The organism is Streptomyces sp. NPDC087440 (assembly GCF_044744005.1).
GTDB lineage: Bacteria > Actinomycetota > Actinomycetes > Streptomycetales > Streptomycetaceae > Streptomyces.
On sequence record NZ_JBIUXN010000020.1, the window covers coordinates 174,098 to 193,418 of the forward strand.

Sequence of the window (19,321 nt, forward strand, 5' to 3'; positions counted from 1 at the left end):
CGACGACCGCACCAGGAAACCCCCACCCCACACGCGCACCAGGAAGGCACGGCAATGAGCACGCCTGTGAAGTCGGCGGAGTCGAAGTCGAACCCCGCGAAGGCCCCTGTGAGTACGAAGTCCCCCGCGAAGTCCCCCGCGAAGGCGAAGGCCGCCAAGGCCCGGCCCGTCAAGGCCAAGTCCGCCATCGAGGACGTCCTCCCCCTCTCCTCCCTCCAGGAGGGCCTGCTCTTCCACGCCCTGTACGACGACGAGGGCCCCGACCTCTACACCGTCCAGCTCGCCGTCGAGATGACCGGCGCCCTCGACGCACCCCGTCTGCGCACCGCCGCCGAGGCCCTCCTCGCCCGCCACCCCAACCTGCGCGCCGGGTTCCGCTCCAAGGGGCTCGACAAGCCCCTCCAGGTGGTCCGCCGCCAGGTCCGCACCCCCTTCCAGCAGGTCGACCTCACCGGCCACGGCACCGTCCGGGCCGCCGAGGAGGCGTACCGGGAGCTGGCCGACGCCGAGCGGTCCCGCCGCTTCGACATGGCCCGCCCGCCCCTGGTCCGCTTCACCCTCGCCGCACTGCCCGGCGACCGGCACCGGCTGCTGGTCACCGTCCACCACATCCTGATCGACGGCTGGTCGGTGCCGGTCCTCCTGGACGACCTCTTCGAGCTGTACGAGCGAGGGGGCGCGGACACCGGAATGCGCCGCGTCCCCCCGTACCGCGAGTACCTGGCCTGGCTGGCCCGGCAGGACCGGCCCGCCGCCCTGGACGCCTGGGCCCGCGAGCTCGACGGCCTCGCCGAGCCCACCCTGCTCGGCGCGGGCCACGGCCCCGGCGGCGCGGTCGTCCCGCACAGCACCACCGTCACCCTCACCCGCGACGAGACCCGCGACCTGACGGCCCGCGCCCGCAGCCGCGGCTGGACCCTCAACACCCTCGTGCAGGGGGCGTGGGGCCTGGTCCTCGGGCGGCTCCTGGGACGTACCGACGTCGTCTTCGGCGGCACCGTCTCCGGCCGCCCCCCGGAGCTGCCCGGCGTCGAGACCATGGTGGGCCTGCTCATCAACACCCTCCCGGTGCGGGTGGCCTGGCGGCACGAGGACCGGCTCGCCGACCTGTTCACCGCCCTCCAGGACCGGCAGTCCGCCCTCACCCCGCACCAGTTCGTGCAGCTCGGCGACATCCAGCGCCAGTCCGGGCACCAGGAGCTCTTCGACACCACCACCGTCTTCGAGAACTACCCGCTCGGCGCCGAGCAGGCGCCCCCGCTCTCCGGCGGCCTGGAGATCACCGACGTCGACGCCCGCGACGCCACCCACTACGCGGTCAGCCTCGTCGGCCTGCCCGGCGAGGAACTCTCCTTCCGTATCGACTACCGCCCCGACCTCCTGGACGCCGCGACCGCGCACCGCGTCGCCGCCTGGCTGCGCGGCCTGCTCACCGCCGCCACCGCCGACCCGGACCGGGCGATCGCCCGCCTGGACCTCCTCGAAGGCGACGAGTACGAGCGTGTCACCGGCGAGTGGAACGCCACCGGCCGCACCGTCCCCGACACCACCCTCACCGCCCTCCTGGAGGAGGCCGCCGCCGCCCACCCGGCCGCCGAGGCCGTCGGACACGGCGACACCCGTCTCACGTACGACGAACTCCACACCCGCGCCAACCAGTTGGCCCGCCACCTCGTCGCCCTGGGCGCGGGACCCGACCGCATGGTGGCCGTCGCACTGCCGCAGCGGCCCGACCTCGTGGTGGCCCTGCTCGCCGTCCTGAAGTCCGGCGCGGGCTACCTCCCGCTGGACCCCTCGCACCCCGCCGAGCGCATCGCGGGCATGTTCGAGGAGACCCGGCCGGTCTGCGTCCTCACCACGACGGACCTCGCCGACCGCCTGCCCGCCCTCCCGGACCAGGGGCCCGTCCTCCACCACGACGACCCCGCCCTGCGCACCCACCTCGCCGCCCTTCCGGGCACCCCCCTCACCGACGCCGACCGCACCGCCCCGCTGCGGCCCGGCCACGCCGCGTACGTCATCTACACCTCGGGCTCCACCGGCCGCCCCAAGGGCGTCGTCGTCGAGCACCGCTCCGTCGTCAACTACCTGCTGTGGGCCCTCGACCTGTACCCGTCGGCCGGGCGCAGCACCCTCCTGCACTCGCCGGTCTCCTTCGACCTCACCGTCACCGGCCTGTACGCACCGCTGGTGAGCGGCGGCGCCGTCCACCTCACCCGCTTCTCCGGCGGCGGCGACCCCGAGGCCCCCGCCCCGGCCGGCGGCGTCGCCTTCCTCAAGGGCACCCCCAGCCACCTCGCCCTCCTGGAGGAACTGCCCGCCGACTACTCGCCCAACGCCGAACTCGTCCTCGGCGGCGAACCCCTCCCCGGCGCCCACCTCGACCACTGGCGCCGGCAGCACCCCGGGGTGCGCGTCATCAACGAGTACGGGCCCACCGAGACCACCGTCGGCATGACCGGGTACGTCATCGAGCCCACCGACGAGATCCCGGCCGAGATCCTCTCCCTGGGCACGCCCATGTGGAACACCCAGGTGTACGTCCTGGACACGGCCCTGCGCCCGGTCCCGCCCGGCGTCGTCGGCGAGCTGTACGTCGCCGGAACCTGCCTGGCGCGCGGCTACGCGGGCCGCGCCGACCTCACCGCCGCCCGCTTCGTCGCCAACCCGTTCGGCGCGCCCGGCACCCGTATGTACCGCACCGGCGACATGGTCCGCTGGTGCTCCGACGGCACCCTGGAATTCGCGGGCCGCGTCGACGACCAGGTGAAGATCCGCGGCTACCGGGTGGAACTCGGCGAGATCGAGTCCGTCCTCGCCGACCGCACCGGCAGCGCCCAGGTGGCCGTCGTGGTCCGCGAGGACCGCCCCGGCGACCAGCAGCTCGTCGCGTACGTCGTCGGTGAGTCCACCGAAGGACTGCGCGAGTACGCGGCGGACCGGCTGCCCGCGTACATGGTGCCCTCGGCGTTCGTCGCCCTGGACGCCCTGCCGGTCACCGGCAACGGCAAGCTCGACAAGCGGGCGCTGCCCGCCCCGCAGCACGACGAGACCGCGGCGGGCACCGCGGGCACCGGCCGCAGGCCGCGCACCCCGCAGGAGGAGATCCTCTGCCAGGTCTTCGCCGACGTGCTGGGCGTCCCCCAGGTCACCGTCGACGACAGCTTCTTCGAACTGGGCGGGCACTCCCTGCTCGCCACCCGCCTCGTCTCCCGCATCCGCACCGCGCTGGACGCCGAACTCGCCATCCGCACCGTCTTCGAGCACCCCACCCCCGCCGCCCTGGCCCGCGCCCTCGCCGGAGCGGACACCGCACGCGCCGCGCTGACCGCCCGCGCGCCGGGGGAGCGGCCCGAGGTGCTGCCGCTGTCGTTCGCCCAGCAGCGCCTGTGGTTCCTGGACCGCCTCGACACCGAGGGCGTCGGTACGTACAACATCCCGCTCGCCGTCCGCCTCGACGGGGACCTGGACGTCGCGAAGCTGAAGGACGCCCTGGGCGCGGTCGTGGCCCGGCACGAGTCGCTGCGCACCGTCTTCCCCGTCCTGGACGGCACCCCCGCCCAGCAGGTGCGGGACGCCTCGGTCACGCCGCCCTTCGCCGTACGGGAGGCGACCGGCGAGGCCCTGCGCGGCGCACTGCACACGGAGGCCGCCGCCCGCTTCGACCTGGCCAACGAACTCCCCGTGCGGGCAACCCTGTTCAAGGAGTTGGACACCTCCCACGTCCTGCTCCTGGTCCTGCACCACATCGCGGGCGACGGCTGGTCGCTGGCCCCGCTGATGCGCGACCTGGAGGCCGCCTACACCGGCCGCGAGCTGGCGCCGCTGCCCGTGCAGTACGCCGACTACGCCCTCTGGCAGCGCGAGACCCTCGGCTCCGAGGACGACCCCGACAGCCTTGCCGCCCGCCAACTCGCCTACTGGAAGCAGCAGTTGGCGGACCTTCCCGAGGTCCTGGAGCTGCCCGCCGACCGCCCCCGGCCCGCCGTCGCCTCCTACCGGGGCGGCCGCGTCGGCTGGAACCTGGACGCGAGCACGCACGCCGCACTCGGCGAGCTGGCCCGCCAGTCCGGGGCGAGCGTCTTCATGGTCCTCCAGGCCGCCCTGGCCGCGCTCTTCTCGCGGCTCGGCGCGGGCACCGACATCCCGCTCGGCACAGCGGTCGCGGGCCGCACCGACGACGCCCTGGACGACCTGGTCGGCTTCTTCGTCAACACCCTGGTGCTCCGTACGGACGTCTCCGGCGACCCCACCTTCCGCGAGCTGGTCAAGCGGGTCCGGGAGAACGACCTCTCGGCCTTCGCCCACCAGGAGGTCCCCTTCGAGCGCCTGGTCGAGGTCCTCAACCCTGAGCGCTCCCTCTCCCGGCACCCCCTCTTCCAGGTGATGCTGCTCCTCCAGAACACCGAGGAGCCCGAGCTCAACCTGCCCGGCCTCACCCCCTCGGTCGAGGAAGCCGCGGGCACGGTCGCCAAGTTCGACCTCTCCTTCGACCTGCGCGAGACCTTCGACGCCGACGGCCGCCCCACCGGCATCGAGGGCGACATCGACTACGCCCACGACCTCTTCGACCAGGAGACCGTCGCCGCCCTCTGCGGCCGGCTCGCCCGCACCCTCGAACTCTTCGCCGCCCGGCCCGAGATGCGGGTGGGGGAGCTGGAGTTGGTGGACGCGGGGGAGCGTGCGCTGGTGGTGGAGGACTGGGGTCGGGGTGAGGTCATTCCGTCCGGTCCCGGTCTGGTGGAGCGGTTTGCGGCCCGGGTCGCGGAGGCTGCCGATGTGGTGGCGGTGGTGTGTGGTGAGGAGTCGCTGACGTACGGGGAGCTGGATGCCCGTGCGGAGCGGCTGGCCCGGGTTTTGGTGGGCCGGGGGGTGGGTCCGGACCGGCTGGTGGCGGTCGCGCTGTCGCGGTCGCTGGACCTGGTGGTCGCGCTGTGGGCGGTCGTCAAGGCGGGTGCGGCCTTTGTACCGGTCGACCCGGCGCTTCCGGCCGAGCGGGTGGCGTACATCCTCGAAGACGCGGCTCCCGAGTGCGTGATCACGTCGGCCGAGGTCGCGGGACGGCTGCCGGTGACCGACGGACTCGTGGTCCTGGACGAGGTGTCCTCGCTGGAGCTTCCCGCCGTGGAGTTCACCGCTCCCACGGCCGACTGCCTGGCGTACGTGCTCTACACCTCGGGTTCCACCGGTCGCCCCAAGGGCGTCGGCGTCACCCGGGGCGGTCTGGAGAACGTCCTCGCGGACATGGGGGCCCGATTCGAGGTCACGCCTGAGGACCGCTTCATGGCGGTCACGACCTTCGGCTTCGACATCTCCAACGTCGAGATCTTCGTGCCGCTGCTGGCGGGCGCCCGCCTGATCCTGGTCGAGCGGGACGTCGTCCTCGACCCCGCCCGCCTCGGCGACCTGATCGTCGCCTCGGGTGCCACCTTCATGCAGGCCACCCCCACCTTCTGGGAGACCCTCGTCTCCGAGACCCCCGAATCCCTCACCGGGCTGCGCGTCCTCATGGGCGGCGAGGCGGTCTCCCCGTCCCTCAACTCCCGGCTGAGCGCCGTCGCCGCCGACGTCACCAATGGATACGGGCCCACGGAAACGGCCGTCTACTCGGTCGCCGGTCGCATCGACGACAAGCAGGTCCCCGGCATCGGCCGCCCCGTCGCGGGCAACGAAGTCTTCGTACTGGACAACGAGTTGAAGGTGGTGCCGGTCGGTGTTCCGGGTGAGCTGTATATCGCGGGCGCTGGTGTGGCGCGTGGTTACGTGGGGCGGCCGGCGCTGACGGCGGAGCGTTTCGTCGCCAACCCCTTCGCCGCCGACGGCAGCCGGATGTACCGCACCGGAGATGTGGTCCGCTGGTGCGCGGACGGCACCCTGGAGTTCGTCGGCCGCGCCGACGACCAGGTGAAGATCCGCGGCTTCCGCATCGAGCCCGGTGAGATCGAGGCGGTCCTCGCCGCTTACCCGGGTGTTTCCCAGGCGGCTGTGGTCGTACGGGAGGACCGTCCCGGCGACAAGCAGCTCGTCGCCTACATCGTCGGCGAGGAAGGCGCGGGCACGGACGGCCTGCGCGACCACGCGGCCGCCAGCCTCCCCGGCTACATGGTCCCGACCGCCTTCGTCACCCTCGACGCCCTCCCTCTCACCGCCAGCGGCAAGCTCGCCCGGCGCGCGCTCCCCGCTCCGGAGAACGCCGCCGGAACGGGCCGCGCCCCGCGCACCCCGCGCGAGGAGACCCTGTGCGGGATCTTCGCTGAGGTCCTGGGCCTGGAGCAGGTCAGCATCGACGACGGCTTCTTCGACCTCGGCGGGCACTCCCTGCTCGCCACCCGCCTGATCAGCCGCGTCCGCACCGTGATGCGCGCCGAACTCTCCGTCCGCGCCGTGTTCGAGTCGCCCACCGTCGCGGGCCTCGCGCTCCGGCTGGCGGAGGACGCGTCCGAGCCCGTACGGGAGCCGCTGCGTCCCCAGGAGCGCCCGCAGGAGATCCCGCTGTCGTTCGCCCAGCAGCGCCTGTGGTTCCTGGACCGCCTCGACACCGGCGGCGGCATGTACAACATCCCGCTCGCCATCCGCCTCGAAGGCCCCCTGGACGCAGCGACGTTGAAGGGCGCGCTGTCCTCCGTCGTGGCCCGCCACGAAGCACTGCGCACCGTCTTCCCCGAGGTGGACGGCCGCCCCCGCCAGCGCGTCCTCGACCACACCGAGTTCCCGCTTCCCGTCGTCCGGGTCGGCGAGGCGCAGCTGCCCGCCGTGCTGGCCGCCGAGTCCGCGCGCGGATTCGACCTCGTACGCGAACTTCCCCTGCGCGCCCGGCTGTTCAAGGTCGCGGAGGAAACCCACGTCCTGCTGGTCGTCCTGCACCACATCGCGGGCGACGGCTGGTCCCTGGCCCCGTTGATGCGCGACCTGGAGGCCGCCTACACCGGCCGCGAGCTGGCGCCGCTGCCCGTGCAGTACGCCGACTACGCCCTCTGGCAGCGCGAGACCCTCGGCTCCGAGGACAACCCCGACAGCCCGATCAGCGCACAACTCACCTACTGGAAGCAGCAGTTGGCCGGTCTGCCCGAGGTGCTGGAGCTGCCCGCGGACCGACCCCGGCCCGCCGTCGCCTCCCACCGGGGCGGCCGGGTGCCCTGGCAGCTCGACGCGGACACCCACACCGCGCTGACCGCCCTCGCCCGCACCACCGGCACCAGTCTCTTCATGGTCCTCCAGGCCGCCCTGGCCGGACTCCTCTCGCGGCTCGGCGCGGGCACCGACATCCCGCTCGGCACGGGCGTCGCGGGCCGCACCGACGACGCCCTGGACGACCTGGTCGGCTTCTTCGTCAACACCCTCGTGCTGCGCACCGACGTCTCCGGCGACCCGGAGTTCACCACGCTGCTCGCCAGGGTCAAGGACACCGACCTCTCCGCCTTCGCCCACCAGGACGTGCCCTTCGACCGCCTCGTGGAGGTCGTCAACCCCGAGCGTTCGCTCGCCCGGCACCCCCTCTTCCAGGTGATGCTCACCCTCCAGAACACCCCCGAACCCGACCTCGACCTGCCCGGCATCACCCCCTCCGTCGCGGACGTGACCAGCACCGTCGCCAAGTTCGACCTCGCCTTCGGGCTGGCCGAGACCTTCGACGCGGACGGCCGCCCGGCCGGCCTGTCCGGCGAGGTGGAGTACGCCGAAGACCTCTTCGACCCGCAGACGGTCACCGTGCTCGGCGACCGGCTCGGCCGGGTGCTCGCCCAGGTGGCGGCCGACCCGGGCCGCCGCGTCGGCGCGCTGGAGGTCGTCGGCGCGGACGAGAGGGCCGTCCAGTTCGACCAGTGGGGGACCGGCGCCCGCACCGAGCCCCGCCCCTCCCTGCCCGCCCTCTTCGCCCGGCAGACCGGGGCGACCCCCGACGCGGTCGCCGTCGTCGGGGACGGCGAGTCCCTCTCGTACGCGGAACTGGACGCCCGCTCCTCGCAGTGGGCGCACTACCTCCGCGCCCAGGGCGTCAGCGCCGGAACCCCGGTGGCGCTCCTGCTCGGCCGGTCCGTGGACCTGGTGGTGGCGGAGCTGGCGGTGGTCAAGGCGGGAGGCCACTACGTACCCCTGCACGACGCGTACCCGGCGGAGCGGCTGACCTGGATCGTCCGCGATGCACGCGCCGCCCTGCTGCTCACCGACCGCGCCGAACTCCCCGAAGGACTCGCGCAGGCCACCCGGCCCGTCGTCCTCGGCGACGTCGCCGAGCAGGTCGCCGCCCTGCCGACCAGCCCGGTCGCCGACGGCCTCCCGGCTGCGCAGAAGGCGTACGTCATGTACACCTCGGGTACCACCGGCCTGCCCAAGGGCGTCGTCATCAGCCACACCAACGTGGCCGACCTCGCCCTCGACCCCTGCTTCGACGGCCCGGCCCACGCCCGTGTCCTGATGCACTCCTCGCACGCCTTCGACGCCTCGACGTACGAGATGTGGGCACCCCTGCTGCGCGGCGGAGCCGTCGTCGTCGCCCCCGGCGGGCACCTCGGCCCCGACGAGCTGCGGGCCGCCGTCGCCCGGCACGGCGTCACCGGCACCTTCCTCACCACGGCGCTCTTCAACGCGATCGCCCTGGAGGAGACCGACGCCTTCCACGGGCTGCACGAGGTGTGGTTCGGCGGCGAGAAGGTCACCGTCGAGGCCGTGGACCGGGCCGTCGCGCTCTGCCCGGACACCCGCTTCGTGCACGTCTACGGGCCGACCGAGACCACCACCTTCGCCACCGCCTGGCCCGTCCCCGCCGACAAGAAGCCCGGCGGCACCGTCCCGATCGGCTCCCCGCTCGCCGGAATGCGCGCCTACGTCCTGGACGCGGCGCTCCGCCCGGTCCCGGCCGGCACGCCCGGCGAGCTCTACCTCGCCGGAACCGGCCTCGCGCACGGCTACCTCGGCCGCCCGGAGCTGTCGGCGGAGCGCTTCCCCGCCGACCCGTACGGCGCGCCCGGCACCCGGATGTACCGCACCGGCGACCTGGTGCGCTGGACCCGCGACGGCGTCATCGACTACGTCGGCCGCGCCGACGACCAGGTCAAGATCCGCGGCTTCCGCATCGAGCCCGCCGAGATCGAGGCCGTCCTCGCCGGACACCCCGAGGTGGCCCAGGTCGCCGTCGTCGTACGGGAGGACCGCCCCGGCGACAAGCAGCTCGTCGCCTACGTCGTCGGCACGCCCGGCCAGCTGCGCGAGCACGCCGTCGCCCACCTGCCCGCGTACATGGTCCCCTCCGCCTTCGTCGCGCTGGACGCGCTGCCGCTGACGGTCAACGGCAAGCTGGACAAGAAGGCGCTCCCCGCCCCCGAAGTCCCGCTCTCCGCAGGGGAGTCGGTGGCCCCGGGCACGGCCCGCGAGGAAATCCTCTGCGAGGTCTTCGCCTCCGTCCTCGGACTGTCCTCGGTCGGCGTCGACGACGGGTTCTTCGACCTCGGCGGCGACTCCATCGCCTCCATCCAGCTCGTCAGCCGGGCCCGCAAGGCCGGACTCGTGCTCACCGCCCGCGACGTCTTCGAGCGCCGCACCGTCCGCGAACTGGCCGCCGTCGCCACCGAGGTCGGCGCGGACACCGCGACCGGACAGGACGGCGTCGGCCAGGTGCCGACGACCCCGATCATCGAGTGGTTCCGGGCGGGCGGCGGCCCGGTCCGGGAGTTCAACCAGTCGTACGTCGTCCCGGTCCCGGCCGGCCTCACCCTCACCGAACTGACCGGCGCCTTCGCGGCCGTCGTGGACCACCACGACGCGCTGCGGATGCGCCTGGAGCGCGCCGCCGACGGCTGGAGGCTGGACGTCCCGGCCGCCGGAAGCGTCGACGCCGCCCCGTGGGTGCGCCGGGTCGACGTGACCGGGCTGGACGCGCAGACCGTACGGGAGACCCTGGTCCGGGAGGCGGGCACCGCCCGCGCCGGACTCGACCCCGAGCAGGGCGTCATGGCACAGCTCGTCTGGCTCGACGCCGGTGCCGGGGCGGACGGCCAACTCCTCCTGGTCATCCACCACTTGGTGGTGGACGGAGTGTCCTGGCGGGTACTGCTGCCCGACCTGGCCGCCGCGTACCACGCGGTCGCCGCCGGGCGGCCGGTCGAGCTGGAGCCGGTCGGCACGTCCTTCCGGGGCTGGGCCACCGCACTCGCCGAAGCCGCCGCCCAGGACCGCTGGACGACCCAACTCCCTTACTGGGAAAGCCTGCTGGCCGTCCGCGGAGGAGGGCTCGGGGCCGTCCCGCTCGACCCGGCCCGGGACGCCCTGGGCACCGCCCGGTCGGTCGCCCTGGACCTGTCCGAGGACGAGACCGAGCAGCTCCTCACCACCGTGCCCGCAGCCTTCCGGGCAGGCGTCAACGACGTCCTGCTGACCGGCCTGGCGCTGGCGATGCGGCAGTGGGCCCCGGGATACGCGGCGGGCGGCGCCCTCCTCGACGTCGAGGGCCACGGCCGGTACGAGGACGTCCTCGACGCCGGTCACGACCTGTCCCGTACGGTCGGCTGGTTCACCAGCATGTACCCGGTCCGCGTCGACCCCGGGCTGCTGTCCTGGGCCGAGGTCACCGCCGCAGGACCCGAGGTCGGCGGGGCGCTCAAGCAGGTGAAGGAGCAGCTGCGCGGCGTCCCCGACCAGGGCCTCGGCTACGGCCTCCTGCGCCACCTCAACCCCGACACCGCCGGCTCGCTGGCCCGGGGCGCGACCCCGCTGGTCGGGTTCAACTACCTCGGCCGGTTCGCCACCGACACCGGGGACGGCACCGCCGACCACTGGACCTCCGTCAGCGACACCGACACCGGAAACGGCGTCGGCGAGGACGGACTGCCCTTCGCCCACGCCCTGGAGATCAACGCCGCCACCCAGGACACCGCCACCGGGCCCCGGCTGCGCGCCTCCCTCTCCTGGCCCGCCGCACTCTTCGCGGAACCCGAGATCACCCGCCTCGCCGACCTGTGGCACCAGGCCCTCACGGCCCTGGCCGCACACGCGGAGAACCCCGACGCGGGCGGCCTCACCCCCTCCGACCTCTCCCTGGTCCCGCTCACCCAGAACCACATCGACCTGCTCGAAGCGAAGCTGAGGAAGTAACGATGACCCAGAGTCAGATAGAGGACGTCCTGCCTCTCTCGTCGTTGCAGGCGGGGCTGCTGTTCCACGCCCTGTACGACGACGAGGGCCCGGACCTCTACACCGTCCAGCTCGCCGTCGAACTGCGCGGCCCCCTGGACGCGGCCCGCCTGCGCCGAGCCGCCGGAGCACTGCTCGCCCGCCACCCCAACCTGCGCGTGCTCTTCGTCCACGAAGGGCTCGACCAGCCGGTCCAGGTGGTCCGCCGCGAGGTCGAACTCCCCTGGCGGGAAGTCGACTTCAGCGGTGGCGCCGCCGAGGCCTTCGACGCCCTGCGGGACAGCGAGCGCGCCCGCCGGTTCGCCCTCGACGAGGACGTACTGCTGCGCCTGGTCCTCGCGGCGATGCCCGACGGCAGCCACCGGCTGCTGATCACCCTGCACCACATCCTGGTCGACGGCTGGTCCGTGCCCGTCCTCCTGGACGACCTCTTCGAGCTGTACGAGCGGAACGGCGACCCCACCGGGATGCGCCGGGCCGCCCCTTTCCGCGACTACCTGGCCTGGCTCGCCCGGCAGGACCGGCCCGCCGCCCTGGAGGCCTGGGCCCGCGAACTCGACGGCCTCGCCGAACCCACCCTGCTGAGTGCGGGCCGCCGCACCTCCGGGGCGGGCACCGTGCCGGAGACCCTGCACGTCGAGCTGACCCGCGAGGAGACCGCCGCCCTCACCGCCCTCGCCCGCGAACGGGGCTGGACCCTCAACACCCTCGTCCAGGGCGCGTGGGGCCTGGTCCTCGGGCAGCTCCTGGGCCGCGACGACGTCGTCTTCGGCGGCACCGTCTCCGGCCGGCCCCCGGAGCTGCCCGGTGTCGAGACCATGGTGGGCCTGCTCATCAACACCCTCCCGGTGCGGGTGGGCTGGACCCCGCAGGACACCCTGGCCGGACTCTTCACCGGCCTCCAGGCCCGGCAGTCCGCGCTCACCGCCCACCAGTTCGTCCAACTCGCCGACATCCAGGGCGCGTCGGGCCACCAGGAGCTCTTCGACACCACCACCGTCTTCGAGAACTACCCGGTCGACGCGGACGGCGCCCCGCAGCTCGCGGGCGGCGTCGAGATCACCGACATGGACGCCAGCGACGCCACCCACTACGCGATCACCCTGCTGGGCCTGCCCGGCGAACAGCTCCGCTTCCGCGTCGACCACCGGCCCGACCTGATCGGCCCCGCCGCCGCTGCCCGCCTCGCCGACCGGCTGCTGCGGGTCCTCGCCGCCGTCGTCGCCGACCCGCAGACGACCGTACGAGACCTGGACCTGCTGGACGACGCGGACCGCCACCAGGTGCTCACCGCGTGGAACGCCACCGCGCACCCCGTGCCCGAGACCACCCTCACCGCACTCCTGGAGGCCCAGGCCCTGCGCACGCCCGACGCGGCGGCGCTCGTGCACCACGCCGGGTACACCGACGAGACGTGGGGGGAGACCACGTACGCGGGCCTGCACGCCGACGCCAACCGGCTCGCCCGCCTCCTGGTCGCCCACGGCGCGGGCCCCGACCGGCCGGTGGCCGTCGCCCTGGAACGGGGCCGGTCCCTCGTCGTCACCCTCCTCGCCGTACTGAAGGCGGGCTCCGCCTACCTGCCCGTCGACACCGGGCTGCCCGCCGACCGCGTCGCATCCATGCTGCGCACCGCCGACCCCGTGTGCCTGGTCACCGACCGGTACGTCACCGACTCCCGCCCCGCCGTGGCCGAGGGCGCAACCGCGGCCCGGGTGGCACCGGTCGTCCTGGACGACCCCGACACCGCCGCCTCTCTCGCCGCCCGCTCCGAAGCACCCCTCACCGACGCCGACCGGACGGCCCCGCTGCGGCCCGGCCACCTCGCGTACGTCATCTTCACCTCGGGCTCCACCGGCACCCCCAAGGGCGTCGGCGTCCCCCACGAGGGCATCGTCAACCGGCTGCTGTGGATGCAGGACCGCTACGGCCTCGGCCCCGACGACCGGGTCCTCCAGAAGACCCCGTACGGGTTCGACGTCTCGGTGTGGGAGTTCTTCTGGCCGCTGCTCACCGGCTCCCGCCTCGTCGTCGCCCGGCCCGGCGGCCACCGCGACCCCGCCTACCTGGCGAGGACCGTCGCCCAACACCGGGTCACCACCGTCCACTTCGTGCCGTCCATGCTGGACGCCTTCCTCCAGGACCCGGCCGCAGCCGGCACCCGGGGCGTCCTGCGGCGCATCCTGTGCAGCGGCGAGGCGCTCCCCGAGAAGACCGCCGACCTGGCCGCCGAGGTCACCGGCGCACCCGTGCACAACCTGTACGGGCCCACCGAGGCCTCCGTCGACGTCACCCACTGGGACTGCGTGCCCGGCGAGGGCCCGGTGCCGATCGGCCGCCCGGTCTGGAACACCCGGCTGTACGTCCTGGACGACGCCCTGCGCCCGGTGCCGCCCGGCGTCGTCGGCGAACTCCACCTGGCGGGCGCCCAGTTGGCGCGCGGCTACCTCGGCCGTGCCGCGCTCACCGCGGAACGCTTCGTCGCCGACCCGTTCGCGGCGGCCGACGGGCCCACCGGGGAGGGGGCGCGCATGTACCGCACCGGGGACCTGGTGCGCTGGCGCGAGGACGGGGCGCTGGACTACCTCGGCCGCACCGACGACCAGGTGAAGGTGCGCGGGCTGCGCATCGAACTCGGCGAGATCGAGACCGTCCTGGCCGCCGCCCCCGGCGTCGCCCACGCCCGCGTCGTCGTCACCCGCACCGGGCAGGACGGTGCGGGGGCCGGCTCCGGTGCCGAGCACCTCGTCGCGTACGTCGTCCCCGCCGACCCGGGCACGCCGCCCACCGCGGACGCGCTGCGGGAGCGGGCCGGGGCCGCGCTGCCCGCCTACATGGTGCCCACCGCGTTCGTCCTCCTCGACGAACTGCCGCTCACCGCCAACGGAAAGCTGGACCGGCGCGCCCTGCCCGCCCCCGACTTCGGCGCCCTGACCGGCGGCCGGGCCGCCCGCACCGCCACCGAACAGGCCCTGTGCACCGCCTTCGCGGAGGTGCTCGGCCTGCCCGGGGTCGGCGCGGACGACAGCTTCTTCGACCTGGGCGGCCACTCCCTGACCGCGACCCGCCTCGTCAATCGGATACGGGCCGCGCTCGGCGTCGAACTCGGCATCCGCTCGGTGTTCGCCGCCCCCACCCCGGCCGCGCTCGCCACCCTGCTCGCGAACCGCGACCTGAGCCCCGGCGGACTGGACCCCGTACTGGAACTGCGCACCGGAGGCGACCAGCCACCCCTGTTCTGCCTGCCCCCGGGCGCCGGACTGAGCTGGGCGTACGCCGGGCTGCTGGGCGGACTGGACACCGGACAACCGGTGTACGGACTCCAGTCGCCGAGCCTGGCGGGAGCGGGAGCGGGAGCGGGAGCGGATGGGGGCGGGGGGCCGGTGCAGCAGGCGGACCAGCCCCTGGACGTCCTGGCCGCCGACTACGTGGAGCGCATCACCGCGCTCCGCCCGCACGGCCCCTACCGGCTGCTCGGCTGGTCCGCCGGCGGACACCTCGCCCACGAGGTCGCCGTACGGCTCCAGGAACGCGGCGAGCGGGTCGACCAGCTCGTCGTCCTCGACTCCTATCCGGCCCAACCGGCCGAAGGGGACGTCACATCGGTGAGCGCGGAACAGGTCTTCGCCGAGGCCTTCGGGGAGCACGTGCCCGATCCACTGGCCCCCGACGCCCGCTCCCGCGCCCTGGGGCTCGTACGCGAGGAACTCGGCGAAGGAGCCCTCGGGCGGGTGGACGACGCCCTGGCCGGAGCCGTCCTGGACACATACCTCCTGAACACCCGCGCGATGCTGAATTACCGGCACCGGCGGTACGAAGGCGACCTGGTGTTCTTCCGGGCCGCCGACTGGACACTGGACCCCGAACGGCGCGACGTTTCGCGCTGGGCGGCCCACGTGAGCGGCCGAATTCGTATTCACGAACTCGACGCCAAGCATGAAGAAATAGCCCGACCGGAAATTCTCGCAGAAGTCGGGAAAGTTATTGCGGAATTGAATTCGGTTGGCTAGTCTCGCATCATCCCGGCAGCATCAAATAGGCAGACGCGGAGAAAAGGAAAAGACAATGGTGAACCCCTTCGAGGACAACGACGCCGCCTTCTACGTTCTGGTCAACGCCGAGAACCAGCACTCGCTGTGGCCGGCCTTCGCCGAGGTCCCGGCCGGCTGGAACCAGGTCTTCGGCCCCGGCGGGCGCACGGACGCGGTGGCGTACGTCGAGCGCGAGTGGACGGACCTGCGGCCCGCCAGCCTGGTCCGCGAGCTGGCCGGGACGAACGCCTGATGGGGGCCGTCGGCGGCGCGGCGACCGGGGCCCCGGCGGGCTCGCTGGCCCGGTGGACGCGCAACTGGCGCCCCCGCCCCGGGGCAGCGGTCAACCTGCTGTGCCTGCCGCACGCCGGCGGCTCCGCCGGTTTCTACCGGGGCTGGGCGGACCGGCTCCCGGCCGAGATCGACTTCCACGCGGTGCAGTACCCCGGCCGCGAGGACCGCTTCGCGGAGACCCCGCTCTCGGAGATGGACGAGGTGGCGGACGCGGTCACCGAGGCGATCCGCCCGCTGTTCGAGAAGGACGTGATCCTCTTCGGGCACAGCATGGGCGCCTCCGTGGCCTACGAGGTCGCCCGCAGGTGCGAGGCCCAGGGCCTCGCACCCCGGCTGCTGCTGGTGTCGGGGCGCTCGGCCCCGCGCCCGGCCGCACCGCGCACGCCCCGTACGGACGCGGAGATCGTGGACGAGATCCGGGACTTCTCCAGCACCGGGTCCACCGCCCTCGACGACCCCGAGCTGAGGGAGCTGCTGCTCCCGATGATCCGGGCCGACTACCGGCTGGTCGAGGGGTACGCCCCCGAGCACCCCGCGCCGGTCGCCGCACCCATCGCGGTCCTGCGCGGACGGGACGACCACAAGGTCACCCCGGAAGGGGCCGCCGCCTGGTCCGCGCTCACCACGGCGCACTGCACGGAACACGTCTTCGACGGCGGCCATTTCTACCTCCAGGAACACGAGCGGCCGGTACTGGCCACCCTCGCGGAACTGGTCGCGCACGCACTGCGCTCCTGAGCGTCCGCGTCGCGGTCCTTGTGCCGGCCCTTGGGTCAGCCCTTGCGGCTGCGGCGGACGCGGATGGCGAAACCGAGCAGCAGGGCCCCGGCGAGGATGAGCACCGCACTCGCCAGGCCCTGGTTGTCCGGAAAAGAATTCACGATGAAGAAACTCTCCTCGGGGTTCGTCCCGCTCATGCGCTGCACGAGCGGGGCGATGCCCTGGAGGAGCAGGATCACACCGGCGATCTCAAGAATCAGAAGCATTTCTTCCCCTTCTTCCCATCCCCCGCCGGGGCTTCCCCGGCGGGCCACTGCTGGTCTAAAGTCATCGCAGGCATCGTAAGGGCGTCCCGGGTTCTCCGGGGCGCCTTCTTCGCTGTTGGTGGCCGAATATAGATCCCTTGTAGATCGTTGATGGATCTTCTGTAGGACACCCGTAGAACGCCTGTGGAACGTGCCCGCAGAGCGCCGGCAGAGGCGCTATTCACCCCTCATCTATTCGGGAGAGAAAGAAATGGACCTGCTCAAGGGCAAGACGGTTCTGGTCACCGGAGTCCTGACCCACAACTCCATCGCCTTCCACACCGCCCGCCTCGCCCAGGAGCAGGGCGCCCGGGTCCTCCTCACCGGCTACGGCCGCATGAGCCTGGTCGAACGGGTCGCCCGCAGACTCCCCGAGCCCCCGCCGGTGCTCGAACTCGACGTCACCGACCGGGCCCAACTCGCCTCCCTCGCCGACCGCATCGGCGAGCACACCGACCGCGTCGACGGCGTCCTGCACTCCGTCGCCGGGGCCCCCGCCACCGCGCTCGGCGGCAACTTCATGACCACCGAGTGGGAGGACGTCGCCCGCGCCGTCCACGTCTCGACGTACTCGCTCCAGTCCCTCACCCGCGCCGTCCTGCCACTGCTCGGCGACCGCGCCAGCGTCGTCGGCCTCGACTTCGACGCCTCGCGCGCCTGGGCCGAGTACGACTGGATGGGCGTCGCCAAGGCGGGCCTGGAGTCCTGCGCCCGCTACCTCGCCTCCTACCTCGGAGCACACGGAGTCCGCGTCAACCTGGTGGCGGCGGGCCCGCTGCGCACCACCGCGGCCGTCAACATCGGTTCCGGCGACGGCTTCGACGAGGCCGACGACTGGGGCCGCAAGGCGCCCCTGGGCTGGGACGCCGAACACTTCGACCCGGTGGCGCGCGCCTGTGTCGCCCTGCTCTCCGACTGGTTCCCGGCGACGACCGGGGAGATCGTGCACGTCGACGGCGGCGCCCACGCGGTCGGCGACCGCCCGGGCACCCGCCGCCCGACGGCGGGAGTCCCCGCGTGACGGGCGGGGGCGGGGGAGTGGCGTCGGCGCTGGGGGGCGACGGCGTAGGGGTGGCGCTCGGGGGTGACGGGTCGGTGCTCAGCGGCGTGCGGGTGGCGCTCGGGGGTGACGGGTCGGTGCTCGACGGCGTGCGGGTGGCGCTCGGGGGTGACGGGTCGGTGCTCGACGGCGTGCGGGTGGCGCTCGGCGGGGACGGGCTGGTGATCGGGGCGATCGTCGCCTGCGAGATCGCCTTCTGGGCGTTCCTCGTCCTGGGCCTCCTCGCCCGGTACGCCCTGCGCGCCCGCCGCCTGGGCGGGGCGCTGCTGGTGTGCGTGCCGCTCACCGACCTCGCGCTGGTCGCCTTCTCCGTCGCCCACCTGCGCTCCGGCGGCGAAGCCGGGGCGACCCACGGGCTGGCCGCCGTGTACCTCGGCGTCTCGGTCGGCTTCGGGCCGGAGATCGTACGCAGGGCCGACGCCTGGTTCGCGCACCGCGTCACCGGCGCCCCGGCCCCCGCGAAACCGCCGGTGTCCGGGCCCGAACGAGTGCGCCACGAATGGAGGTTGTGGCTGCGCTGCGTCACCGCGTGCGCGGTCGCCGCCGGTCTGACGCTGCTGATGTGGGCCCTCGCGGCCCCCGGCGCCAGGGCCTCGGGGCTGTGGAACCTGGTTGCCCAGTTCGGGGGGCTCACCGTGATCTGGCTGGTCGCGGGACCGCTGCGGTACCAGTACTTCCCGCCGCGCGGCGGGAGTTCGCGTACGCCCGAGGCGGACGACCGGACCGGACGGGGGAAGTCGCGTGTATAGCACCGCTAAAGCACCGCCGGACAGGCTCGGGGAGGAGGGCGTACGCCGACCAGCACCGCTTACACGATCCAAGGGGGAACAGTGATCACCACCCCGGCCGTCACCGCCGGCCCGACCACCGGCGGAAACAGCCGAACCCGGACCGCCTCGACCACTTCGGGGGGACCGGACCTCCCGCCCTCACGAGCGGGCCGGGGCGACATCCACGTCTGGGCCTGGCGCACCGGCCCGGTGCCCGACGCCACCGACCTGGTGCTGCTCGACGAGGTGGAACTCGGCCGGGTGCGCCGCTGCCACCACCCCCGGGACGCCGCCGCGCTCGCCCGCACCCGGGCGGGGGCCCGGCGGGCCCTCGGCGGCCTGCTCGACGTCCCGCCGACGGACATCGCCCTGGGGAGGCGCACCTGCCCCGCCTGCGGTTCCGACCGGCACGGCCCGCCGGTACTGTCGCGGCCCGCGCTGCCGGACCCGCCGGGGGTCAGCCTGTCCCGCACCGAGGGGTGCGGGATGCTCGCGGCGGGCCTCGGGACGAAGGTGGGCATCGACGTGGAGGCCCTGCGCCCCGTCGACGCGGAGGGCCTCGCCGAGGTGGTCCTCACCGAACGCGAACGGGCCCACGTGCTGGGCGTCCCGGAGGGCCCGGTCCGGGCCCTGCGCCACTTCCGCTGCTGGACGCGGAAGGAGGCGGTGGTGAAGGCCGCGGGCACGGGCCTGATGGGCACGGAACTGACCCGCCTGGAGGTCTACCCGGAACAACCAGGTCCGGTACGCGTGGTCCTGCGCACCGGCGGCCTGCCCCCCACCTCCTGGCACGTCCGCGACATCCCCCTCAACGGCCCCTGGACCGCCGCCCTCGCGCACCCCGCGACCCCCTCCACCCCGCACCTCACCCTCCACACCACCCCCTAACCCCTCGTGCTCCGCCCCGCCCTCCCTCTCTTCCCCTAGGGCCTGTCGTCAAATGGTGATCTTGAGTGGTGGATCATGGTCGGGTGATACGCCGCCATGAACTGTCCGATGCCGAGTGGGAGTTCGTCC

The 19,321-nt window shown here is 73.6% G+C and carries 8 protein-coding genes; 7 read left to right on the top strand and 1 reads right to left on the bottom strand.

Annotated elements, in window-relative coordinates:
- Positions 1 to 54: 54 nt before the first annotated feature.
- Genes ACIO3O_RS32325 through ACIO3O_RS32340 form a run of 4 tightly spaced genes read left to right on the top strand, consistent with a single transcriptional unit; the run spans position 55 to position 16,187 of the window.
- On the top strand, positions 55 to 11,085 hold the full coding sequence (locus tag ACIO3O_RS32325) for an amino acid adenylation domain-containing protein (RefSeq protein ID WP_401752091.1): 11,031 nt from the start codon (positions 55 to 57) through the stop codon (positions 11,083 to 11,085).
- Between the two features lie 2 nt (positions 11,086 to 11,087).
- Entirely contained in the window at positions 11,088 to 15,134 is a 4,047-nt protein-coding gene (locus ACIO3O_RS32330) for an amino acid adenylation domain-containing protein (RefSeq protein WP_401752093.1), read from the top strand.
- Positions 15,135 to 15,189: 55 nt separating this feature from the next.
- A complete protein-coding gene (locus ACIO3O_RS32335; protein ID WP_401752095.1) occupies positions 15,190 to 15,408 on the top strand; it encodes an MbtH family protein in 219 nt (72 codons plus the stop codon).
- Positions 15,408 to 16,187, top strand: coding sequence for a thioesterase II family protein (locus ACIO3O_RS32340; RefSeq protein WP_401752097.1), 780 nt, complete (start codon positions 15,408 to 15,410; stop codon positions 16,185 to 16,187). Before ACIO3O_RS32335 ends, ACIO3O_RS32340 begins: the two co-directional genes overlap by 1 nt.
- A 35-nt stretch (positions 16,188 to 16,222) precedes the next feature.
- On the opposite strand, the gene ACIO3O_RS32345 is transcribed toward ACIO3O_RS32340, so the two are convergent.
- Entirely contained in the window at positions 16,223 to 16,435 is a 213-nt protein-coding gene (locus tag ACIO3O_RS32345; protein ID WP_401752098.1) for a hypothetical protein, read from the bottom strand.
- Between the two features lie 250 nt (positions 16,436 to 16,685).
- On the opposite strand from ACIO3O_RS32345, the gene fabI reads away from it, so the two are divergent.
- The 3 genes from fabI (at position 16,686) to ACIO3O_RS32360 (ending at position 19,192) form a co-directional block, all read left to right on the top strand.
- Complete coding sequence (gene fabI, locus ACIO3O_RS32350) at positions 16,686 to 17,495, top strand: enoyl-ACP reductase FabI (RefSeq protein ID WP_401752099.1); 810 nt, start codon at positions 16,686 to 16,688, stop codon at positions 17,493 to 17,495.
- On the top strand, positions 17,492 to 18,283 hold the full coding sequence (locus tag ACIO3O_RS32355) for a hypothetical protein (RefSeq protein ID WP_401752101.1): 792 nt from the start codon (positions 17,492 to 17,494) through the stop codon (positions 18,281 to 18,283). Before fabI ends, ACIO3O_RS32355 begins: the two co-directional genes overlap by 4 nt.
- Positions 18,284 to 18,364: 81 nt before the next feature.
- On the top strand, positions 18,365 to 19,192 hold the full coding sequence (locus ACIO3O_RS32360; protein ID WP_401752103.1) for a 4'-phosphopantetheinyl transferase family protein: 828 nt from the start codon (positions 18,365 to 18,367) through the stop codon (positions 19,190 to 19,192).
- The last annotated feature ends 129 nt before the right edge of the window (positions 19,193 to 19,321 follow it).